Below are 21,109 nucleotides of genomic sequence, written 5' to 3'. Positions count from 1 at the left end.
CCCCGTCTCGGAGGGACGCAATTTCAATGGAAATCGGAGGTCCGATTTCCATTGAAATTGCGGAAGTGGAACCGGAGTTCCGCGATGCGGGACGGCACGATCGGTCCCGGGGCGTTGTGTCCCGGGTGGGCGGTCAGGTCAGGGGCAGGAGGAGGCGGAAGGTGCTGCCGCCGTCGGGGTTGGCGTGCAGTTCCACCCTGCCGTTGTGGGCCTCGGCGATCGCCGTCGTGATCGCGAGGCCGAGGCCCGTTCCGCCGGCGTCGCGGTGTCGGCCGTCGTCGACCCGGTAGAAGCGGTCGAAGATCCTCGGTGCGTGCTCCGGCGGGATGCCCGGGCCGGTGTCGGTCACCGAGATCAACGCCACCGGGGTGCCCGCCGGCAGCTCCGCGCCGGCCGCCGCGAGCGCCCCTCCCCCGGCCGAACCCCGCGCGACCTCGACGGTGACCGGCGAGCCCGGCGGGGTGTGCATCAGGGCGTTGTTCACCAGGTTCGTCAGCACCTGGCGGATCCGGGGGCTGTCGGCGAGCACCCGCAGCGGGCGATTCCCGTCCCGCAGCTCGATCTCCCGCTCGGGGTCGCGCGCCCGCCCGTCCTGCACGACGTCCTGCACCAGCGGCACCACATCGACGTCGACCAGGTCTATGGTGCGTTCCCGGTCCAGCCGGGCCAGCAGCAGCAGGTCGTCGACGAGGCCGCCCATGCGCACCGCCTCGGACTCGATGCGCCGCATCATCATCCGCACGTCCTCCTCGCGGTGCTGATCGCTGCGCCGGTACAGCTCCGCGAAGCCCCGGATCGACGTCAACGGCGTCCGCAGCTCGTGCCCGGCGTCCGCGACGAACCGCCGCAACCGGAGCTCGGAGTGCTCCCGCTGCTGCAACGCGTCCACCAGCCGCCCGAGCATCGTGTTCAGCGCCGCGCCGAGCCGGCCAGTCTCGGTGCGCGGGTCCTGCTCGGGCACGCGCCGGTCGAGCTGCCCGGCCGCGATGGCGTCGGCGGTGTGCTCGATCCGGTTCAGCGGCCGCAGGCTCAGCCGCACCGTCAGCGCCGCCGCGACGGCCAGCACGAGCAGCACCGCGCCGCCGACGACCAGCTCGATGACGATCAGCTGGCGCACGGTCGCCTCGACGTTCGCCAACGACAGCGCGAGCACCACGAATCGCCCGTTGGGCAGGCCGACCGTCCGCACCCGCCAGTCCGAGCCGCCCGCCCGGTCGGGCACGGTCTTGATCGCCGGGCCGTGCTGCGGATCCCGCAGCACCGGGCCGCCCTGGTCGGTCTGGGGCTGCCCGATCACGGCGCCGACCTGGCCGCCACCGGGATCGAACATCAGCACCCGGAACTCGGTGGGCAGCTCGCCGCGTTCGAGCGCGGGGTCCGGTGGGGGCCGCAGCGGGTCCGGCGGCGCGACCAGCCCGTGCTCCCACGGCTCGGACAGCGCCGCCAGCCGGTCGTCGGTGCGCTCGACCAGCGACCGGCTCAGCAGGGCGGTGCTGGTCACCCCCATCAGGAACAGGCCGACCACCAGCGCGCCGACCAGCACGAGCACCAGCCGCCCGCGCAGCGTCCGCAGCACCGTCATCGCTGCTCCGGCGGCAGGCGCAGCACGTAGCCGACGCCGCGGATGGTGTGGATCAGCGGCGGCGCGGCGGAGTCGACCTTGCGCCGCAGGTAGCTGATGTAGGACTCGACGATCCTGCTGTCCCCGCCGAACTCGTAGTTCCACACCCGGTCCAGGATCTGCACCTTGCTGACCACCTTCTCCGCGTTGATCAGCAGGTAGCGCAGCAGCTTGAACTCGGTCGGCGACAGGTTCACCAGGCTGCCGCCGCGGCGGACCTCGTAGGTCTCCTCGTCCAGCTCCAGGTCGTGGTAGCGCAGCCGCGAGTCGTTGGCCTGCGCGGGCTGCACCCGGCGCAGGATCGCGCGCAGCCGCAGCACCACCTCGTCGAGGCTGAACGGCTTGGTGACGTAGTCGTCGCCGCCGGCGGTCAGCCCGGCGATGCGGTCCTCGACGGCGTCCCGGGCGGTCAGGAACAGCACCGGTACGGCGTTGCCGTTGGCGCGCAGCTCGGAGGCGACCGAGAACCCGTCCCGATCCGGGAGCATCACGTCGAGCACCACGATGTCCGGCCGGAACTCCACGGCGGCCCGCAGCGCGTCGGCACCGGTGCCCGCGCCGTGCACCTCGAATCCGCTGAGGCGCAGCGCCGCCGTCAGCAGCTCCAGGATGTTGGGCTCGTCGTCGACGACCAGGACGCGCGCGCTGTTGGTATCCGCCACGCCGTCAAGCATCGCCCACCTCCCTGGGAAAAGCCTGGAAGAAGTCTGGGAACCGGATGGGCCGGTGTTTCCGCAGGTGCGGTGCAGAACAGTACCCACCTCAGAGCGCCCCCAAGGGGTGGGTGCGCGACCTCGGCCGCGCACCCACCCGCGGGTCAGTTGCACCGGTAGAGCTGCACCGATGTGTCCGCCGCGCCTCCCCAGGCGGCCGGGTCGACGGGGGTGCAGTTCTGCTTCACCCACTCGTCGCGTTCCTGCCTGACCTCGCCGCCCGGCATGCCGCCGGGAGGCTGCGCGCCATCCGGTGCGCCGTCGCCCATGCCGTCCCGATCACCCATGCCGCCGCGACGCGGCATGCCGCCCGGGCCGCCCATGCCGCCGAGCTGGACGAAGCCGAGCTGACCGGTCCGCTTCCACTCGGTCAGCCGGGCCACCGACGGGGCATCGTCGCCGCCGCTGAATCCGCCCATGCCGACCACGGTCACGTCCGATTCGATGATGTACGACGAAGCGCCCATCGAGCCGCCCTCCACCGCCAGCGGCACGTCGAGATCACCCGCATTGGCCTGGACGTAGTCGAGCATCTTGCGCTGCTCCGCGCTCAGCGACTCGGCGCCGCCCACGCCGCCGACGAACAAGATCGGCCCTTGCTCGGCGTCGGCCGGCTCGACCGAGTTCTGCCCGCCGTCCTGGCTCTGCCCGTCCGGGGGCACGGCGTCGCCGCCCGCACCCGGGAACCGCGTGGCGCCCGGTGGGCGCATGCCCGTCTCCGGCCCGGCCATCGGGTTCGCACCGCCCATGCCCTTCTGGGCGCTGACCGCGCCGATCGCGGACCACGCCGTCGGCACCGCCAGGGCCGCGGCCAAGCCCAGCGCCAGGCCGGTTCTGGCCAGCGCCTTGCCGCGCCGGCCGATCACGAGCACGACCAGCGCGAGCACGCCCAACCCGACGGCCGCGAGCCCGGCCCACGCGTGCCAGCTCAGGTCGCGCGCGACGATGGCCACCGCCCAAGCCACCGTGATCGCGACGCCGACCGGAAGCAGCAGCCACGCCTTGCCCTGCGGTTGGCGGTACCAGCGCCAGAACCGGACGACGCCGGCCCCGACGATCGCGCCGACCGCGGGCGCGAGCATCGTCGTGTAGTAGGGGTGCATGATGCCCTGCGCGAAGCTGAACATGAGGCCGATGACCACCAGCCAGCCACCCCAGAGCACCCAGCCCGCGACCTGCTCCCGGTCCAGCGGCCGACCGCCGCGCCACCGCCGCACCCCGGCGACCAGCATCGCGACCAGCACCAACGCGCACAGCGGCAGCAGCCAGCTGATCTGACCGGCGAGCTGCTCGTTGAACAACCGCAGCACGCCCGACGAGCCGGAGAAACCGCCGCCACCGCCCGGCGGCTGGCCGCCGCCACCCGGCGGTTGGAGCCCGCCGCTGGGCGGTTGGAAGCCCCCACCACCGCCGAAGATCCGCCCGAAGCCGTTGTAGCCGAACACGAGATCCCAGGCGGAACCGTCCGCGCTGCCACCGATGTACGGCTTCGGCGACGGCCACAGCGCGGTCGCGACGACCCACCAGAACGAGCCGACCAGGACCACCGCGGCCGCCACGCCCAGGTCCAGCAAGCGCCGCCCCCAACCGGCGCGGCTGCCGACCAGGTAGGCCGCGATGAAGGCGGGCAGCACCATCCACGCCTGCAACATCTTCGTCAGGAAGCCGCAGCCGACCAGGAACGCCGCCAACGCGACCCACCCGGTGGCCTTGCGGGACTCGAAGGATCGCGTCATCGCGTACGCGGCCGCCACGACCAGCAGCACGAGCAGCGTGTCCGGGTTGTTGTCCCGGTTGATCACCACCGTGATCGGGGTCAGCGCCAGCACCAGCGCGGCGATCAGCGCGGCGTGCTCCCCCGCCCACCGCCGGACCGCGCGGTGCAGCAGGAAGATTGCGGCGACACCCGCCACCACCTGCGGGAACAGCACGGCGAACTGGTTGAACCCGAACACCTTCACCGAAAGCACCTGCAGCCACAGGGCCATCGGCGGCTTGTCCACGGTGACCACGCCGGCCGGGTCGAAGGAGCCGAAGAAGAAGTTCTCGAAGCTCTGCGACATCGACTTCACGGCCGCCGAGTAGTACGAGTTCCCCCAAGACCCGCCGATTCCCCAGCCGTACAGCACCCCGGACAGCACGCAGATCGCGGCCAGCGAGATCCGCTGCCACGGCGCGGCCGCGCGCCGCGCGTTCGTCGCATCGACCGACATCATCCCTGTTCCTCTTCCTCCGGCAGTGCCGCGGGCCGGAAGACCCACGACCTCAGCAGCACGAACCGCAGCCCGGTTCCGATCATCGAAGACACCACGAGCACGAGAACTTCCAGCCACCGCGACGAATCCGGCTGCCAGGCGTGCAACCCGAGCAGCGCGCCGGAGGTGACGACGTAGTAGAGGGCGAACACGACCAGCCCCTGCAGGTGCACGCGGCCGGACGAGCTCGCCCCGCCGAGGAAGGTGAACCGGCGGTTGGCCTCGGTGTTCCACAACGTGGTGACGGTCAGCGCCACCAGGTTCGCCAGCAGCGGCGGCCACCAGGAGCGCAGCAGGGCGTACAGGACCGAGGTGAGCACTGTGGACACCAGGCCGATCACGCCGAACGAAACCAGCTGCCACAGCAGGCCGTTCTCCCGCTTCGCCAGCACCGCCTGCGGGTGCGCGGCGCGCGGCGCGGGCCGCTGCGGCAGGCCGGGAACCTTCGCCGCGCCGGTGATCTTGGCGCGGGCCACCCGGACCAGGCCCGCGACGTCGTCGACGGCGGTCCGCACCACGTTGACCCGAGTGTCGACGTCCTCGACCCAGTCCACCGGCACCTCGTGCACCCGCAGCCCGTTGTGCTCGGCCAGCAGCAGGAGTTCGGTGTCGAAGAACCACGAATCGTCGCTCACGCGCTTCAACAGCGGCTTCACCACGTCCGCGCGCGCCGCCTTGAAACCGCACTGCGCGTCGGTGAACCGGGCACCGTGCGTCCAGCGGATCATCTTGTTGTAGCAGCGCGAGATCACCTCCCGCTTGCCGCCGCGGACCGTGCGGGCGCCGGTCGCCAGCCGGGAACCGATCGCCAGGTCCGAATGCCCGTTGACCAGCGGGGCGACCAGCGGGAGCAGCGCGTCCAGGCCGGTCGACAGGTCGACGTCCATGTAGACCACGACATCCGCGTCGCTGTAACCCCACGCGGTGCGCAACGCCAGGCCGCGCCCCTTGCGGTCCAGGTGCAGCACCCGCACGCCGTCCATCGAACGGGCCAGCTCGCGGGCGACGCCCAGCGTGCCGTCCGTGCTCGCGTTGTCGACCACCGTGATGGTCCAGGCGAACGGAAAACCTTCGGACAGGTGCTCGCGCAACACCTCCAGACATCCCGGGAGCGTTCGTTCCTCGTTGAAGACCGGGATCACCACGTCGATCGTCGCGGTCCGGCGAGCCACGCGATGCGCGTCGACGCCGAGCTGCGGCACAGCATTCATCTCCCACCACCTCGCTTCCGGCGTCCATCAAGCCGGGGCGAGGTGCGAGTGCCGTGGAAACAGGCTGGGAAATCCCTGGGAATCGGCGGCCGCGACCGGACCCGATCGCATTTCCGCAGCTCAGCCAGGACCGTTCCAGCCGCGATCAGCGGACTTCCGGCAATTTCCCGAAGATTTCCCAGAAGCGACCGCGCGCCGCAGGATCCGGCAACGACCACTGTGGACGCCGAATCGGCGGACCGGAAAGTTCCCGCCCGCGGAAGTCAGGACTGGCGGGCCCGGTGGGCGTTCACCTTGTGGCGGTTGCCGCAGCGCTGCATCGAGCACCACCGGCGGGAGCCCGGCCGGGAGGTGTCGAGGAAGAGCAGCGAGCAGTCGTCCGCCGCGCATTCCCGGAGCCGCTCGACTCGATCGCCGCCGAGCAGCTCGATGGCCTCGCGGGCCGCGGCGCCGAGGATCTGGCTGCCGGTGACGGGCGAGGCCCACTGCCGGAAGCCCGTCGCCTGGTTCAGGCGCGGCCGGGGCGGCGGCTCCGCGCTGTCGTTGAGCACCTCCAGGTCGGCGCTCGACGGGCGCTCGCCGTGCGCCACGGCCTTCGCGACCGACCACATCGTGTCCCGGAACCGCTTGATGCGGCGGAGTTCGGCGGGCTGGATGCGGATGTCGTCGCCGGACAGCGGCGCGGCCTCGGCCAGCCGCGAGCCTTCCAGCCAGCGCACCAGATCCGCCGGCTCGTGCAGGATCTCGTAGCGCTGGTACGGCCCCGGCCCGCCGGTGATCAGCAGCTCCAGGCAGAAGCACCCGGCGTCGAACCGGAACCGTTCGCCGGTCGCCGCGGTCAGCAGCCTTGTTCCCACCCGCATGTAACCACTATATTCGGTTTCTCTTCCACTTTAACCGGTTACATCGAGGGCGGGGCGCACATGATCGGGCAGACCAAGGACGTCGGCTTCCAGATCGGGGTCTCCAAGACCGTGCCCCACCCGCCGGAAGCGGTCTGGCGCTTCCTCACCGGCCCGGCGGGCATCGCGCTGTGGCTCGGCGCGGGCGCCACCCTGGAGAAGGGCGCGACCTACCGGACAGCGGACGGCACGACCGGCGAGATCCGCAGCCACCGCGAGCTCGACCGGGTCCGGCTCACCTGGCGACCGGCCGACTGGGACCACGACACGACGGTGCAGGTCGCGATCGTGGGCAAGGGCGACCGCACGCAACTGCGCTTCCACCAGGAGTGGCTGGCCGACGCGGACGAGCGCGCCCGCCAACGAGACCACTGGCAGCGCACGATCACCGCCGTGACGACCGCCCTGACAACGGAGCCGTGAGCCCTTGCGGGGCCGCCGTTTTCGCGCGAGAACGGCGCCCAACGAGCCTGTCAGAGGTGGGCGTTGCGGGGCTTGGGTTGGCACACCGGGCAGGTGTAGGACGAGCGGTTCATGAACGGGTCGCGTCGCACCGACGCCCCGCACCGCGGGCACGGGTGCCCCGCCTGCCCGTACACCGCCAGCGACCGGTCGAAGTAGCCGGATTCGCCGTTCACGTTGACGTACAAGGCATCGAACGAGGTGCCACCCGCGTGCAGCGCCTGCTGCATGACATCGGTGACGGCGCCGAAAAGCTCGCGGATCTTGGGCCGGGTCAGCGTCGCCGTGGGCCGGGCCCAGTGCAGCTTCGCCCGCCACAGCGCCTCGTCGGCGTAGATGTTGCCGACGCCGGACACCAGGCTCTGGTCCAGCAGCGCCCGCTTGATCCCGGTGCGCCGCGTCCGCAATCGGTCGGCCACCGCCTCGAGATCGAACACCTGCTCCAGCGGGTCGGGCGCGATGTGCGCCACCGGCTTCGGCAGCGCGATCCCGTCCACCTCGACCAGATCGGCCAGGTGCAGGCCGCCGAAGGTGCGCTGGTCCACGAACCGCAGCTCCGGACCGTCGTCGGAGAACCTCATCCGCACCCGCAGGTGCTTCTCGTCCGGGACGTCGCCGGGCTGCACGAGCAGCTGACCGCTCATCCCCAGGTGCACCACGAGCGCTTCGCCGCCGGACTCGGGTGCACCGGCCTCGTCGCCGAGCTCCAGCCACAGGTACTTGCCGCGCCGCCGCGCCGCGCTCAGGCAGCGACCGGCGAGCCGACCGGCGAAATCATCCGGACCGGGCACGTGCCGGCGGACAGCGCGCGGATGCAGGACCTCGACGCCGGACAACGTCCGGCCGACAGCATGGTCGGCGACACCGCGCCGGACGACCTCGACCTCAGGCAACTCGGGCACGAAAACATCTTCGACCACCCGCGCCGGACCCCGGCGCGCGGCCCCGGATTCCGCTACGCGGAAGGGGTCCCGGCGTCTTCGGTGGTCTGTTCGGAGAGCTGGCGCCAGGCCGCTTCGGCGGCCTTCTGCTCGGCTTCCTTCTTGGTGCGGCCATCGCCGCGACCGTAGGTCTGCCCGCCGACCGCCACGAACGCGCTGAACTCCTTGCGGTGGTCCGGGCCCTGCTCCTCGACTCGGTACTCGGGCACGCCGAGCCCCGTCGACGCGGTCAGCTCCTGCAGGCTCGTCTTCCAGTCCAGCCCGGCCCCGCGCTGCGGCGCCTCGGCCAGCAGCGGCTCGAACAGCCGGTGGACGACGCCGCGGGCGACGTCGATGCCCTCTGCCAGGTACACCGCGCCGAGCACGGCTTCCAGGCCGTCCGCGAGGATGCTCGCCTTGTCCCGGCCCCCCGTGAGCTCCTCGCCCCTGCCCAGCAGCAGGTACTCGCCCAAGCCGCCCTCACCGAGCCCGCGAGCGACGCCGGCCAGCGCGTGCATGTTGACCACGCTGGCGCGCAGCTTCGCGAGCTGCCCCTCGGGCAGGTCCGGGTGCTCGGTGTACAGGTGATCGGTGATCACCAGGCCGAGCACCGCGTCGCCGAGGAACTCCAGCCGCTCGTTGGGCGGCAGGCCACCGTTCTCGTAGGCGTACGAGCGGTGGGTGAGGGCAAGGGTGAGCAGCTCGGCGTCGAGCTCGACGCCGAGCGCTGCCAACAGCGGAGCCCGATCGACCTTCCGGACCCGCGACTGCTTTCCCCCCACTGCGCGACCGCCGATCAGGCGGGCTGGACGATCTGGCGGCCGTCGTACTGGCCGCAGGCCGGGCAGACGACGTGCGGCAGCTTCTGCTCGCGGCAGGAGCGGTTGGAGCACTGCACCAGCGTCGGCGCCGAGGTCTTCCACTGCGACCGGCGGTGACGGGTGTTGGCCCGGGACATCTTGCGCTTCGGGACGGCCACGACTACTTCTCCTCCTCGGTCCCGCCGAGCCGCTCTTGCAGCGCAGCCCAGCGAGGATCAATGGTCTCATGCGTGTGATCCGGGGCGAGTTCGGCCCACTTCACGCCGCACCCGGAGCACAGCCCCTGGCAGTCCGGCGAGCACAACGGCGCCGAGGGCAGCGACAGCAACATCGCGTCCCGCACCACCGGTTCGAGGTCGATCAGGTCGTGCACGACCCGCTCCACCTCGTCGTCATCCGTGCTGACGTCCGTGGCGCTGTCCGGGTAGGCGAACAGCTCCCGCACCTCCACCTCGACCTCGTCGGAGATCGGGTCCAGGCACCGGACGCACTCGCCGGCCAGGGTGGCCACGGCGGTGCCGGACACCAGCACGCCCTCCACCACCGACTCGGCCAGCAGGTCGAGCTGCACCGGATCGCCCTCCGGCACCTTGATCATGTCCAGCCCGAACCCGGTCGGCGCCGGGGCACTGCGCGTGTAGGCACGGCTGCTGCCGGCCCGGTGGCCGATCTCCCGGGTGTCGATCACCCAGGGGCCGACGTGCGCGATGTGCGCTGCATGGTTCTGAGACATCACAAGTTTCGGTGGTCAATTCGACAGGGCGGTGCGGCATAGGCGGATGAGAAACTGCGCATCATCCCCAGCCAGCTTTCCCAGGGTACGCGACACCCTTCCAGCCGCGACACCAGGGCCTTCCACCACCGGGGACCGCCTCCGGCGCGGGCCCGGTGGCGCGGAGATCAGTTGGCGCCGGTGTTGTTGCCGGCGTGCCACTCCTCGTAGTCGAAGGGGGCGCCCATCGGGCTGCGCAGCTGCTGGCGACCCTTGCCGACCGTGCGCAGCGTGCGGCTGAGCAGGTCCTCGAAGTCCGCGAGCCGGGAGTCGACGTACGCGTCGCACTCGCTGCGCAGGCGCTCGCCGTCCTCGTTCGCCTCGTCGACGATGCGCTTGGCCTCGGCGTTCGCCGCCTGCACCACCTCGGTGTCGGCCACCAGCCGGGCCTGCTCCGCCTTGCCCTCGTGCACCGACTGCTCGTAGGCGGCCCGGCCGGCCTGCACCATGCGGTCGGCCTCGCTCTGGGCGCGGCCGACGTACTCCTCGTACTCGCGGCGGCCCGCGGTCACCGCCTGCTCCGCCTGCGCCCGCGCCTCGGCCAGCAGCTCGTCGGCCTGCTCCCGGGCGTCGGCGAGCAGCTGCTCCGCCTCGGCGCGCGCCGAGGCGACCGTGCGGTCGGCCTCGTTGCGGGCGTCGGCGACCGACTTGTCGGCCTGCGCCGCCGCGGTGGACACCACCTCGTCGCGGTGGTCGAGCACGTCCTGGGCGTCGTCGAGTTCCTGCGGGATCGCGTCCCGCACGTCGTCGAGCAGCTCCAGCACGTCGCCGCGGGGCACCACGCACCCCGAAGTCATGGGCACGCCACGCGCTTCCTCGACGATCGTGACCAGCTCGTCGAGCGCCTCGAACACCCGGTACACCTTGATCTCCCTGCCGTCGTAGCCGCCGCAGCGGCAAGCATCTCAGAACACCCGCAGCCGCCGATCATGGGTTTGTCCTGCTACCAGTCTGCCCGGGCCGGGCAGACTGGCGGGGGAAATCCAGTTCCGCGTGTCAAGCCCCCGAACGCGCCCGTGCGCGTCCCGGACGGCCCGGAACGCGCACGGCTCGCAGTGGACTAGGTCGTGTTTGATAAGCGGCGAAGCCGCTTGCGGTGTGGGACGCAACTCGCACCGCCGCGGGTTCTCAGATGGCTCCTCGCGAGGACAGCCCCGACGTGGTGAATTGGTCATTCATGATGTCGGGGATCCCACAGCGAGGGGGCGTCTGAGGTTCCGCCACCCGCACCGCTACGCAAACCAATTTCGAAACATCTCTACGCGTTGATGTTGGTCAGCTGGAAGCTGTCGTAGTGGTCCTGGGTGTAGAAGTACTCGCCGCCGTTGCCGACCACGAAGCGGCGGGCACCGCGGTCGTCGCTGCCGGGGGTCTTGACGGTGTACTCGTGGTAGTAGCCGCTGTCGCACTGCGGCAGGATGCCTTCCCGGTTCTGGAAGACCGTGCCGTCCTGCGGGTACGGGTAGGGGCCGCCCTTCTTGATCAGGTTGACCGTGTCGGTCGCCTCCTTCGGCAGCGCCGAGAGGTCGACCTTCTGGAAGCCCGAGGTGTCCCCGCACGGCGCCTGCGCGACGGCAGCCGTCGGCGCGGCGGACAGGGCGCTCGCCTGGAACCCGACCAGCCCCACCACGGCGATCAGACCGGCCAACAGGACCTGGAGTGTCTTCGACGTGATCCGCTTCATGGTCGAGCACGCTACGTCGATGACGTGTTCACGCACTGAAGCTGACGTGAACCCGAAATGTCACGTGGCACCATCGTGCGACACGCGTTGAACCGATCGGCCCAATCTCGGTCAGTTCTGCTCGGCGAGCCGGTCGAGGAGCCGGCGCTCGATCGTCGGCGGCAGCAGGTTCGACACGTCGCCGCCGTAGGTGGCGACCTCCTTGACCAGCGAGCTGGCCAGGAAGCTGTACAGCGGGTTGGTGGACATGAACATCGTCTCGACCCCGGACAGCTGCTGGTTCATCTGCGCCATCTGCAGCTCGTAGTCGAAGTCGCTGACCGCGCGCAGGCCCTTGACGATCGCGCCGATGTCGTGCGCCTTGCAGTAGTCCACGAGCAGGCCGTGCCAGGCGTCGATGCGCACGTTCGGCCACTGGGCGGTGACCTCGCGCAGCATCTCCAGCCGCTCTTCGACGCTGAACAGGCTCTTCTTGTTCTTGTTGATGAGCACCGCGACGACGACCTCGTCGAACAGCTTCGACGCTCGCTCGATGATGTCCAGATGACCGTTCGTCACCGGGTCGTAGGAGCCAGGACACACGGCACGCCTCATGAGCTGGCACGTTAGCAGCAGGCCGGGACTGTCCCCACGATCACGTGGCGCGGGTCACCGCATGGGTCGCGAGTGCGAAAACGGGCTCCAGCCCGGCTTCGCCACTCACGACTCCTCGTGCGCGGCCCAGTGGACGGCGGTGTCGCCGTAGCGCTTGGTGCGGAAGGCCCGCAGCGGCGGCGGCCAGTCCGGTTCGCCGCTGCGCACCGCGCGCTCGACGATGACGAGGCTGCCCGGCGCGGTCCAGCCGTTCGGGGCCAGCCCGGCCAGCACGCGCTGCAGCAGCTCGGGCGCGAGGTCGTAGGGCGGGTCGGCCAGCACCACGTCGAACGGCTGCGCCGTCGGGGTGCCGATCAGGGTTTCGGCCTTCGCCTGCTCCACCCGGACGTCGCGGAACCCGAGCGATGCGGCGTTGCGGCGCAGCAGCAGGGCGGCGCGCCGGTCGGATTCGACGAACGTGGCGTGCGCGGCGCCGCGGGAGAGGGCTTCGAGGCCGAGCGCCCCGGAGCCGCCGTAGAGGTCGAGCACCCGCGCGCCGGCCAGCTCGATGGCCGATTCGAGCGCGCTGAACAGGGCTTCCCGCACCCGCTCCGAGGTGGGTCTGGTGCCTCGCGGGGGCACGTCGATGCGCCGCCCGCCCACGCTTCCGGCCACGATCCGAGTCACCCGACCATCGTCGCGCACCCGTGTCCGACCGGTGCTCCGCGGGCCTGGCAAGCGGCACCGCGGCGCAAAACGCCCGCCAGGCGCTCTCGCGCGGCGGGCGTTGGTGTTCTGCTCAGTTTACGCCTGGGTATTCGGGTTCTTAGCTCCTGGGAGCAGCAAGCAGCCGCCGCGACGGGCCGTAGGCTGATTGGTCTGCCCACTGCGCCACACGGGAGAACGACACAGGTGTCCGAAGCGTCCACCAAGCAGGCCGAGATCGCGGTCGAGCAGCAGCACGTCGACCGGGTTTACGCCCGGCTCGACGAACTGCGCGCCGAAGCCGAGGCGATGCGCGACAAGAGCTACGAGTACGGCCTGGAGGCCACTCCCGAAGCGCTGAACGAGCGCGACGTGATGCTGTACCACGCGAACCGGACGCTGCAGGCGCTGAACGCGGAGTCCGAGGGGCTGGTGTTCGGCCGCCTGGACTTCGCCGGCGGCGACGCCGTGCACATCGGCCGGCTGGGCATCCGCGACCCGCAGTTCGACAACCTGCTGGTGGACTGGCGGGCCCCGCTGGCCGCGGCGTTCTACCAGGCCACTCCCGAGCAGCCGCTGGACGTCGTGCGGCGCCGGGTGATCCGCTCGTCCCGCGAGCAGGTCGTCGACCTCTCCGACGACCTGCTGGACCCGGACCGCGCGCCCGCGGACATGCGGGTGATCGGCGACGGCGCGCTGATGGCGGCGCTGACCCGGTCGCGCGGCGACTCGATGCGCAACATCGTCGCCACCATCCAGAAGGAGCAGGACGACGCGATCCGGGCGCCCGAGGGCGGCGTCACCGAGATCACCGGCGGCCCGGGCACCGGCAAGACCGCGGTGGCGCTGCACCGCGCCGCCTACCTGCTCTACCGCGAGCAGCGCCGGCTCGGCGGCCCCGGGGTGCTGGTGGTCGGCCCGTCCCCGGTGTTCATGTCCTACATCTCCCGCGTGCTGCCGTCGATGGGCGAGCACAACGTCGAGCTGCGAGCCCTCGGCGAGGTGCTGGACGGCATCGGCACGGCCAAGATCGACGATCCGCGCACGGCGGAGGTCAAGGGCTCCTCGCGGATGGTCAAGGTGCTCCGGCGGGCGCTGCGGCTGCCGCCGCCGGACGCCCCGGACCACCTGCAGATGTTCTACCGGGGCACGGTGCTGAAGCTGCAGGCCGACGAGCTGAAGCGGATCCGCCGCTCGCTGCACAACAAGGGCGGGCAGCCCAACCGGTACCGGATGCGCGCGGCCGACGCGCTGCTGGAAGCCCTGTGGCAGCAGGCGAAGCAGGCCGCCGACGAGGACTTCCAGCCCGACCGGGAGCGGCTGATCAGCGAGATCGGCGAGCGCATCGAGTTCCACCGGTTCCTGGTCGCGTGGTGGCCGCCGCTGTACCCGATGCAGGTGCTGCGCTGGCTGTCCGACCCGGCGCGGCTGTCCCAGGCCGCCCGCCGGTTGCTGTCGGCCGAGGAGGTCGACCTGCTGGCGAAGTCGTGGTCCGAGGTGACCGAGTGGACGGTCGCCGACATCGCGCTGATCGACGAACTGCGGGTGCTGGCCGGGCCGCCGCCGAAGCGCCGCCGCACCGATCCGGAGGCGGAGCAGTCGCGCCGCGCGGTCAACTACGACGAGTACGCGCACGTGGTGGTCGACGAGTCGCAGGACCTCTCGCCGATGCAGTGGCGCATGGTGGGCCGCCGCGGGCGGCACGCGAGCTGGACGATCGTGGGCGACCCGGTCCAGTCGTCGTGGCCCGATCCGGCGGAGGCCGCCGCGGCACGGCAGGAGGCGTTGAGCGCGCAGCGCACGCACCGCCGGTTCACGCTGCGCACCAACTACCGGAACTCGGCGGAGATCTTCGCCGTCGCCGCCGACGCGGTCCGAGACCTGGTGCCGGCCGACGACCTGCCGGTCGCGGTGCGCACGACCGGCATCGAGCCGGCGGTGCGCGAGGTGGCCGCCGACGAGCTGCCGCAGGCGGCGCGGTCGGCCGCGGTGGAGCTGGTGGCGGCGGCCGAGGGCACGGTGGGCGTGGTCACCACGATGGCCCGCCGCGACGAGGTCCGCGAGTGGCTGTCCACTGTGGATGGGTCCGACTCGGACCGGCTCCGCGTGGTCGGCAGCCTGGAGGCCAAGGGCATGGAGTACGACGCGGTGGTGGTCGTCGACCCGGACGGCCTGGCCGCGGAATCCAGCACCGGCCGCCGGGCCCTCTACGTGGCGCTCAGCCGGGCGACCCAGCTCCTGACGGTCCTCAAGACGCCGTAGTCCGCGAAGATCTATCGAAAGTTGGACGCCAGGCCGCCCGGGTTCCCGAAAGCCTGGGCGCATGAAGAAACTGCTCACCATCGTGCTCGGCGCGGGGCTGCTCGCGGCGGGGACGGTGCACGTCGCGTCCGCCGAACCGGGGCCGTCCTGGCAGGACTGCGGGGACGGCCTGCAGTGCGGCCGGATCGACGTGCCGGTCGACTGGGCCGATCCCGGCGGCGACCGGATCGACCTGGGACTGGCCAGGCTCCCCGCGCAGGATCCGGCCAACCGCAAGGGCACGCTGCTGGTCAACATCGGTGGCCCCGCCCAGCAGATCTCGGTGCTGCGCCAGTCGAAGGCCGCCTTCGCCGACCTCACCCGGTGGTTCGACGTCGTCGTCTCCGACCCGCGCGGCTTCGAAGAGAGCGCCGGGGTGCGGTGCCCGGATCCGATGCCCATGCCGGAGAACGCGGAATGGGTGTTCCCGGACCGGGCCACCTACGACGCCTACGCCGCCGAGAACCGGCGTTTCGGCACCGGCTGCACCGAAGCGGCCGGGCCGCTGGCGGGCAGGCTGAACACGTGGCAGGTCGCCCGCGACATGGACGCGATCAGGACCGCGTTGGGCGAGGAGAGGCTGAACTACTACGGCAACTCCTACGGAACGGTCTTCGGGCAGGCCTACGCCGAGTTCTTCCCGGACCGCATCGGCCGGATGTACCTGGACAGCGTCATGGACCACACCAACCGGTCCTGGCCTTCCTGGCTGCTGCCGCGCGCGAAGACCATGGAGGCGAACCTCGACCGCTTCGCGCAATGGTGCGCCGCGGAACCGGAATGCGCGCTGCACGGCCGCGACGTGCTCCAAGTGTGGGACGAGGTGCTGGCGCGCGCCGAGCGCGATCCCATCCCGGCTCCCGGCGCGGGGCCGGGCGCCACCGCCGGCGCGACCCTGATCGTCTCGCGCGCCAATCCCGGTTACGAGGGCCGGTGGCCCGAACTGGCCGCATCGCTGCTGGAGGCGCACGCCGGTGACGCCACCAGATTCGCCAAAACCCCCAGCGGCGGGATGGATCCCGCGCTGAGCCGGATCATGTTCTGCGCCGATTTCCCGTATCCGACCGAGTACGACGAGGTCAAGGCGCTGGAAACCGCGCTGCGGAGCCGAACTCCGCGAATCGGCTGGGCCACCGCGTGGCAGATGTCCTACCACTGCGCCGGTCTCCCCGAGACGACGAACTTCCGGCCGCATCCGATCCGCCCGCAGGGCCTCCCGCCGATCCTCGTCGCGAGCGGCGAATACGACAGCACCACCCCGCCGCAGGACGCGCGCCGGGTGACCGCACAACTCGACGGCGCCCGCTACCTCCCGGCCGAGGGCGCTCACGCGCTCTACCTCAGCGGGCACCCCTGCGTGCGGGACCGGGTGCACCGGTACCTGACCACCGGCGAACTGCCGCCGGAAGGCACCGCGTGCGGTGCTGCATCCTCTTGACATGCGCTACGTGCGGGAAATCCTGCTCATCGCGGGCGTTTCGGCCGCGCTGATGCTGGTGGCGTGCCTGGAGCGGCGGGTCCCCGTGGACCTGCCGCTGCTGGCCGCCTTCAGCATCGGCGTCTGCCTCCCGTTGCCGGCCCGCCGGGCGCTGCCGCTGACCGTCGCGGTGGCGTCCGCGATGATCGCGCTGCTGGGCATGGCTTTCCTGCCGAACTGGCCCGGAATGCTCGTCGCGATGGGGGCGTTCTGCGCCGCCGTCTACCACCGGCCGCGAAACCCGTTGCTGGTGCTGGCGATCGCCACCTGCTGGTCGGTGGGCACGCTCCTGATCGCCGGCGGGCCGGTCCAGGTCTTCACCGCGACCGACCTGATCGTCATGGCCATCGCCCCGGTCGCCACGGGCTACGCGTTGCGGCTGCACCGCGAGCGGGCGGGCCAGGCGCTCCGGCTGCAGCGCGCCGAGTCGGACCGCCTGCTGGCCGAAGAACGGGCGTGGCTCACCAGGAACGTGCACGACAGCGTCGGCCACCACCTGACCGCGATCAGGTTGCAGGCCACCGCGACCCGCCGGGCGCTCGACGGGGCTTCGCCGGTCGCCGACCGAGCGCTGGGCACGATCTCGGAGCTCTCGCGGACCGCGCTCGGCGAGGTGCGGAACCTGCTGCGGGAATTGCGGGAGGAACCGACCTGCGGTCAGCCGGGCCTGGCCGACCTGGACCGGCTCGCCGACCGGCTCTCCTCCCCGGAGCGCAAGGTCAGCCTGCACCGCACCGGCATCGCGGCCGGGCTGCCGCCGGCCGTCGACCGGACCGCGTACCGGGTGGTGCAGGAGGCCCTGACGAACGCCGCGCGCCATTCCGGTGCGGCGGAAGTCGTCGTCCGCCTGCGGCGGGACGAGCGGAGCCTGTGCATCGAGGTCACCGATGACGGCCCGCCGACCGCTGCGGGAGCCGAGGGCCAGGGCATCCGCGGCATGCGGGAACGCGTGCACCTGCTCGGCGGGACGCTGTCGGTGGGCCCGGCCGCTCCGGGCGGCTGGCGGGTGGCGGCCGAACTGCCCGTGGAGAGGACGGACTGGTGACGATCCGGGTGCTGGTGGCCGACGACCAGGAGGCGGTGCGCGACGCGCTCCGCCTGGTCCTGGACGGCGAGCCGGACATCGAGGTCGTCGACGTGGCGGCCAACGGAGCCGAAGCGGTCCGGCTCGCGCAGTGGCGACGGCCCGACGTCGTGGTGATGGACCTGCGGATGCCGCACCTGGACGGGATCGCGGCGATCCGCCGGCTCATGGGCGCGCAACCCGCGCCGCGGGTGCTGGCGCTGACGACCTTCGACCTCGACGAATACCTCTTCGGCGCGCTGCAGGCAGGCGCGGCCGGTTTCCTGCTCAAGGACAACGAACCCGACGTGCTGGTGGCAGCGGTCCGCGAGCTGCACCAGGGCCGGGGGCTGGTCGACCCGCAGGTCACCGGGCGCCTGATCAGCCGCTTCGCGGCGCTCTCGCCGCACCCGGCGACCCCGGAACTGGACCGCCTCACGCCCCGCGAGCACGACGTGCTGCGGCTGGTGGCGCGCGGGATGAGCAACGGCGAAATCGCGGCCGCCTGCACGATCGAGGAAGGCACGGTGAAGACCCACGTGAACCGGATCCTCGCGAAACTCGGCCTGCGAACCCGCGTGCACGCGGTGATCTACGCCTACGAACACGGCCTCGTCTCCCTCGACCGGTGAGAGCCTGCCTTTCCGGGGTTCCGGTGTTCCCGTTTTCCTCCTGCGCTGAATGGGAATTCCACACTTTCTCCAGAAGGTGCGCCGATCAGGCGGACTTGCTGGAAGGCGGGCGCGCCCGGGAGTAGCGTCGCCTTTCGAACGCGGGGCGAATCCGCGTTGGGGTCCGGAGAATTCGGCGGCGCGACCGCACTCAGGTCCGTACTTCGCACGAGTCCGAATTCGCTTCTTCCACCCGCGCGTCCGCACGCCACCGGTTCGGTTCATGCACCGCCTTCTGATCACGTGAGCGATGGGAGGTCCGCCATGTCCTACGTCCACTGACAACAGTCGCGAAGCTGAGCAATGGTCGGTGCCTCCGCGAAGCGCGGGAGGCACCGGCTTTCCAGTCGTGCCGAGGAGTGCCGATGACCGCTTCGCCCACCGACACCGATGAGATCTTCCGCCCGCTGTCCCCCGAGATGCTCGCCGACCCCTACCCGGTCTACGCGCGGCTGCGGGCCACCGACCCGGTGCACTGGCACGAACAACTGCAATCCTGGGTGCTGACCGGCCACGACGACTGCTCTCGCGTGTTGCGCGAGCCGACCGTCTTCGGGTCCGACCCGCGCCGGCTCGGGCTGCCGATCCCGGACTCGGTGATCAGCCTGCAGACGATGGACGCCCCCGAACACCCGGAAGTGCGGCACCACTTCGTGCGGGCGTTGCGCGGGCAGGACCTGGACCGCTGGGCCGCCGAGGTCCGCGCGACCACCGACGAACTGCTCCGCCGCGCCGCCGGCGGTCCCTTCGACTTCGTCGCCGACATCGCCGAACCGCTGGCGCTGCACGCGATGTGCCTACTGTGCGAGGTCCCGTACCCGGACGACGACCGACCGCTGCGCGGAGCGTCCCGAACGATGGTGCTAGGCATGGATTCCGGCCTGGACCCGCAACGCCGGGAACCGGCGCTGGCGGCCCGCGAGGTGCTCAACGACATCGTGGCGCGGTGGGTTTCCACCGCGCGGACCGGGCTGTTCGCCGGGTTCGCCGAAATCGGTTCGATCGACCGGCGACACCTGGTGAACTCGGCGAAAGCGGTGTTCGACGCGGGCTATTCCTCGACCAGCAACATGCTGGGCAACGTGGTGCACCGGCTGGTGCGCCGGCAACCGCTGGAAACGGAAAGACTGCGCGGGCTGGGCACCGACGGGGTCGCCGAACTCGGCCGCCTCGACCCGGTGGTGCAGGCGGTGAGCCGGTTCTGCCTGGCGGACGTCGAACTGGGCGGACGCCCGCTGCGGCGCGGTGACGTCGTGATCGCCATGCTCGGCGCGGCCAACCACGACCCGGCGGTCTTCCCGAACCCGGACGAGCCGGACCTCACCCGCCCCGCAGGCCCGAACCTGCTGTACGGGCGCGGCGCTCACTCGTGCCTGGGCGGACACCTCGCCAACCGGATCGGCGTCGCGCTGCTGCACGCGATGGCGGACGCATTCGATCGCATCGAACCGGCCGGAGCGGCGCGGCAACGCCCCACTGCCACCCAACGCGGCCTGGACGAACTGCCGCTGCGTGCGAGCTGATCAGCGCCCGGATTCGGCGCGGACGTCCGCGGCGTACACCGCGAACCGGCCGACTGCCCATGCCACCGCACCGGCGCTCTGCCGCATCGCATCCCGGTTGATGTGCGCCAGGTCGTCGCACGGCTGGTGGTAGCACGGGTCGTAGAACTGCCCCGCGGTACCGCCGAAGATCGCCGCCTCCTCCGGCGTCTTGATGCCGCGGATGCCACCGTGCGCCCCGCCCGAGGGCACCCCGGCCGCGATGAAAGCCTCGCTGTCGGACGGCATCGTGGCGAAGTCGGCGCTGAGCACGGGCGCGTGCTGCACGCGGTACCCCTGCGTCATCACGCCCTCCACCGCACCGGAACCGGGCGGCGCGCCCGGGCCCCCGGTGTCCGGGTGCTCGCTGTCGTCGCCGTCCATCACGAAGTGCGCGTAGTTGCCCGAGGCGAGCATCTCGAAGTTCAGGTACAGCGCGATGTCGCGGATCTCCTCCGGCGTGAGCGAGTCGACGTAGTGGTGCGACCCGACGTTGATCAGCTCCTCCGCGCCCCAGAACGCGAACCGGACCTTGTTCGGCACGACCTGCTGGTAGGGCGCGAGCCGCAACGCCGCCTGCAACACCGCCGCAGCGCTGGACCCGTTGTCGTTGACGCCCGGGCCTTCCGGCGCGCTGTCCAGGTGGGCACCGACCATCACCACGTTGTCGGCAGCGCCGCCGGCGGTCTCGGCGAACACGTTCACCGTCGTGCCGTACTCATCGTGCCCGCGCAGATCCACTGTGACCGGTCGCCCCGCCTGGCCCGCTAGTTCCTCGGCGACGAGCTGCGTGACGTGCCCGACGGGGATCGCCGAATCCGGTGCGCGCAACCGCAGGACCGCCCATGGCGCGGGCGAAACGTCGTGCAGCACAAGCGCTGCCGCACCGGCCGCGCCGGCGGCCCGGGCCTTGTCCGGGGTGGTGCAACCGCCGGTGCGCACCAATGCGACCGCGCCTCGGACGTCGGGCGGGAAATCGGCGGCCTCGCAACCGGGGGTGGCGTCGTCGGCGGCGCCGAGCGCGAACAGCGGCGCGGTGATACCGCCTTCCGGGGTGGACGGCGCGTACTGGGACATCAGGATGCGCACCGCCGATCCGTCCGGCGCGGTCAGACGCTCCACATCGGCGCGGAACCCGTGGTACGGCACGTCCTGGTAGGTCACTTGGTACCCGGCCGCGCGGAGCTGGTCGGTGAAGTAGCGCACCGAAGCGTCGTACCCGGGGGTGCCCGTAGCGCGGTTCCCGCCGTTGGCGGCGGCGATGCCGTCCAGCGCGGCCAGGTGCGCCACGCTTTCGTCGTCACCTGCGGCGATCCGGTCGGCGAGCCATTCGCGGTCCACCGCACCTGCGCTCGGCGCCGTCGCGAGGACCAGCAACACCGCCAACGCAACACCCAGCCGTCTCATGCCGAACCTC

At 71.4% G+C, this 21,109-nt stretch carries 20 protein-coding genes; 6 read left to right on the top strand and 14 right to left on the bottom strand.

What is annotated here, in order from left to right:
* Nucleotides 1-133: 133 nt before the first annotated feature.
* The 5 genes from AB0H93_RS25865 to AB0H93_RS25845 form a co-directional block, all read right to left on the bottom strand.
* Nucleotides 134-1,582, bottom strand: coding sequence for a HAMP domain-containing sensor histidine kinase (locus AB0H93_RS25865; RefSeq protein WP_358575759.1), 1,449 nt, complete (start codon nucleotides 1,580-1,582; stop codon nucleotides 134-136).
* The gene (locus tag AB0H93_RS25860) at nucleotides 1,579-2,295 is read right to left on the bottom strand and encodes a response regulator transcription factor (protein ID WP_093262694.1); all 717 of its coding nucleotides are present in this window, start codon (nucleotides 2,293-2,295) and stop codon (nucleotides 1,579-1,581) included. Before AB0H93_RS25860 ends, AB0H93_RS25865 begins: the two co-directional genes overlap by 4 nt.
* A gap of 143 nt (nucleotides 2,296-2,438) precedes the next feature.
* On the bottom strand, nucleotides 2,439-4,550 hold the full coding sequence (locus AB0H93_RS25855) for a glycosyltransferase family 39 protein (RefSeq protein WP_358575757.1): 2,112 nt from the start codon (nucleotides 4,548-4,550) through the stop codon (nucleotides 2,439-2,441).
* A complete protein-coding gene (locus AB0H93_RS25850; RefSeq protein WP_358575755.1) occupies nucleotides 4,547-5,800 on the bottom strand; it encodes a bifunctional glycosyltransferase family 2/GtrA family protein in 1,254 nt (417 codons plus the stop codon). The genes AB0H93_RS25855 and AB0H93_RS25850 overlap by 4 nt, the downstream gene beginning before the upstream one ends.
* Nucleotides 5,801-6,063: 263 nt before the next feature.
* Nucleotides 6,064-6,663, bottom strand: coding sequence for an ABATE domain-containing protein (locus AB0H93_RS25845; RefSeq protein ID WP_358575754.1), 600 nt, complete (start codon nucleotides 6,661-6,663; stop codon nucleotides 6,064-6,066).
* Between the two features lie 60 nt (nucleotides 6,664-6,723).
* Here AB0H93_RS25845 and AB0H93_RS25840 point away from each other — a divergent pair, with 60 nt between their 5' ends.
* The gene (locus AB0H93_RS25840) at nucleotides 6,724-7,125 is read left to right on the top strand and encodes an SRPBCC domain-containing protein (protein ID WP_358575752.1); all 402 of its coding nucleotides are present in this window, start codon (nucleotides 6,724-6,726) and stop codon (nucleotides 7,123-7,125) included.
* Nucleotides 7,126-7,175: 50 nt separating this feature from the next.
* Here the strand turns inward: AB0H93_RS25840 and mutM are convergent, their stop codons facing one another.
* The 8 genes from mutM to rsmD form a co-directional block, all read right to left on the bottom strand.
* Nucleotides 7,176-8,066, bottom strand: coding sequence for a bifunctional DNA-formamidopyrimidine glycosylase/DNA-(apurinic or apyrimidinic site) lyase (mutM, locus tag AB0H93_RS25835; protein ID WP_358575750.1), 891 nt, complete (start codon nucleotides 8,064-8,066; stop codon nucleotides 7,176-7,178).
* A gap of 53 nt (nucleotides 8,067-8,119) precedes the next feature.
* Nucleotides 8,120-8,866 (bottom strand): ribonuclease III, encoded by a 747-nt coding sequence (rnc, locus tag AB0H93_RS25830; protein ID WP_358575749.1) that lies wholly within the window; start codon nucleotides 8,864-8,866, stop codon nucleotides 8,120-8,122.
* 14 nt (nucleotides 8,867-8,880) lie between these two features.
* Nucleotides 8,881-9,063, bottom strand: a complete 183-nt coding sequence (gene rpmF / locus AB0H93_RS25825) for a 50S ribosomal protein L32 (RefSeq protein ID WP_093262685.1) — start codon at nucleotides 9,061-9,063, stop codon at nucleotides 8,881-8,883.
* A 2-nt stretch (nucleotides 9,064-9,065) separates the two neighbouring features.
* On the bottom strand, nucleotides 9,066-9,638 hold the full coding sequence (locus tag AB0H93_RS25820) for a DUF177 domain-containing protein (protein WP_358575747.1): 573 nt from the start codon (nucleotides 9,636-9,638) through the stop codon (nucleotides 9,066-9,068).
* Between the two features lie 167 nt (nucleotides 9,639-9,805).
* Nucleotides 9,806-10,540 (bottom strand): DivIVA domain-containing protein, encoded by a 735-nt coding sequence (locus tag AB0H93_RS25815; protein WP_358575746.1) that lies wholly within the window; start codon nucleotides 10,538-10,540, stop codon nucleotides 9,806-9,808.
* A gap of 395 nt (nucleotides 10,541-10,935) precedes the next feature.
* Complete coding sequence (locus AB0H93_RS25810; protein ID WP_358575744.1) at nucleotides 10,936-11,361, bottom strand: ribonuclease; 426 nt, start codon at nucleotides 11,359-11,361, stop codon at nucleotides 10,936-10,938.
* A gap of 111 nt (nucleotides 11,362-11,472) precedes the next feature.
* Complete coding sequence (gene coaD / locus AB0H93_RS25805; RefSeq protein WP_093262682.1) at nucleotides 11,473-11,955, bottom strand: pantetheine-phosphate adenylyltransferase; 483 nt, start codon at nucleotides 11,953-11,955, stop codon at nucleotides 11,473-11,475.
* A 105-nt stretch (nucleotides 11,956-12,060) separates the two neighbouring features.
* Nucleotides 12,061-12,621, bottom strand: a complete 561-nt coding sequence (rsmD, locus tag AB0H93_RS25800) for a 16S rRNA (guanine(966)-N(2))-methyltransferase RsmD (protein WP_358575742.1) — start codon at nucleotides 12,619-12,621, stop codon at nucleotides 12,061-12,063.
* A 225-nt stretch (nucleotides 12,622-12,846) separates the two neighbouring features.
* Here rsmD and AB0H93_RS25795 point away from each other — a divergent pair, with 225 nt between their 5' ends.
* The 5 genes from AB0H93_RS25795 to AB0H93_RS25775 all read left to right on the top strand — a co-directional run bounded on the left by AB0H93_RS25795 (nucleotide 12,847) and on the right by AB0H93_RS25775 (nucleotide 19,674).
* On the top strand, nucleotides 12,847-14,901 hold the full coding sequence (locus tag AB0H93_RS25795) for an ATP-binding domain-containing protein (protein WP_358575740.1): 2,055 nt from the start codon (nucleotides 12,847-12,849) through the stop codon (nucleotides 14,899-14,901).
* A 61-nt stretch (nucleotides 14,902-14,962) separates the two neighbouring features.
* Nucleotides 14,963-16,378, top strand: a complete 1,416-nt coding sequence (locus tag AB0H93_RS25790; protein WP_358575738.1) for an alpha/beta hydrolase — start codon at nucleotides 14,963-14,965, stop codon at nucleotides 16,376-16,378.
* Nucleotide 16,379: 1 nt separating this feature from the next.
* Nucleotides 16,380-17,462, top strand: coding sequence for a sensor histidine kinase (locus AB0H93_RS25785; RefSeq protein ID WP_358575737.1), 1,083 nt, complete (start codon nucleotides 16,380-16,382; stop codon nucleotides 17,460-17,462).
* Nucleotides 17,459-18,112, top strand: coding sequence for a response regulator transcription factor (locus AB0H93_RS25780; protein ID WP_358575736.1), 654 nt, complete (start codon nucleotides 17,459-17,461; stop codon nucleotides 18,110-18,112). Before AB0H93_RS25785 ends, AB0H93_RS25780 begins: the two co-directional genes overlap by 4 nt.
* Before the next feature lie 404 nt (nucleotides 18,113-18,516).
* The gene (locus AB0H93_RS25775) at nucleotides 18,517-19,674 is read left to right on the top strand and encodes a cytochrome P450 (protein ID WP_358575735.1); all 1,158 of its coding nucleotides are present in this window, start codon (nucleotides 18,517-18,519) and stop codon (nucleotides 19,672-19,674) included.
* Here the strand turns inward: AB0H93_RS25775 and AB0H93_RS25770 are convergent, their stop codons facing one another.
* Complete coding sequence (locus AB0H93_RS25770) at nucleotides 19,675-21,099, bottom strand: M28 family peptidase (protein ID WP_358575733.1); 1,425 nt, start codon at nucleotides 21,097-21,099, stop codon at nucleotides 19,675-19,677.
* Nucleotides 21,100-21,109: the final 10 nt, after the last annotated feature.

The organism is Saccharopolyspora sp. NPDC050642 (genome assembly GCF_040654735.1).
Lineage (GTDB): Bacteria > Actinomycetota > Actinomycetes > Mycobacteriales > Pseudonocardiaceae > Saccharopolyspora > Saccharopolyspora elongata.
The sequence above is the reverse complement of the archived record's forward strand: the minus strand, read 5'-3'. Positions and strand labels throughout refer to the sequence as shown.

Bases quoted from the DNA above. Each gene is read 5' to 3' on its own strand.
- AB0H93_RS25860 (WP_093262694.1), bottom strand. From the start codon at position 2,295: ATGCTTGACGGCGTGGCGGATACCAACAGCGCGCGCGTCCTGGTCGTC.
- AB0H93_RS25785 (WP_358575737.1), top strand. From the start codon at position 16,380: ATGCGCTACGTGCGGGAAATCCTGCTCATCGCGGGCGTTTCGGCCGCG.
- AB0H93_RS25770 (WP_358575733.1), bottom strand. From the start codon at position 21,099: ATGAGACGGCTGGGTGTTGCGTTGGCGGTGTTGCTGGTCCTCGCGACG.
- coaD (WP_093262682.1), bottom strand. From the start codon at position 11,955: ATGAGGCGTGCCGTGTGTCCTGGCTCCTACGACCCGGTGACGAACGGT.
- AB0H93_RS25820 (WP_358575747.1), bottom strand. From the start codon at position 9,638: ATGTCTCAGAACCATGCAGCGCACATCGCGCACGTCGGCCCCTGGGTG.
- AB0H93_RS25775 (WP_358575735.1), top strand. From the start codon at position 18,517: ATGACCGCTTCGCCCACCGACACCGATGAGATCTTCCGCCCGCTGTCC.
- AB0H93_RS25810 (WP_358575744.1), bottom strand. From the start codon at position 11,361: ATGAAGCGGATCACGTCGAAGACACTCCAGGTCCTGTTGGCCGGTCTG.
- AB0H93_RS25790 (WP_358575738.1), top strand. From the start codon at position 14,963: ATGAAGAAACTGCTCACCATCGTGCTCGGCGCGGGGCTGCTCGCGGCG.
- AB0H93_RS25850 (WP_358575755.1), bottom strand. From the start codon at position 5,800: ATGAATGCTGTGCCGCAGCTCGGCGTCGACGCGCATCGCGTGGCTCGC.
- AB0H93_RS25840 (WP_358575752.1), top strand. From the start codon at position 6,724: ATGATCGGGCAGACCAAGGACGTCGGCTTCCAGATCGGGGTCTCCAAG.
- AB0H93_RS25865 (WP_358575759.1), bottom strand. From the start codon at position 1,582: ATGACGGTGCTGCGGACGCTGCGCGGGCGGCTGGTGCTCGTGCTGGTC.
- AB0H93_RS25845 (WP_358575754.1), bottom strand. From the start codon at position 6,663: ATGCGGGTGGGAACAAGGCTGCTGACCGCGGCGACCGGCGAACGGTTC.
- AB0H93_RS25855 (WP_358575757.1), bottom strand. From the start codon at position 4,550: ATGATGTCGGTCGATGCGACGAACGCGCGGCGCGCGGCCGCGCCGTGG.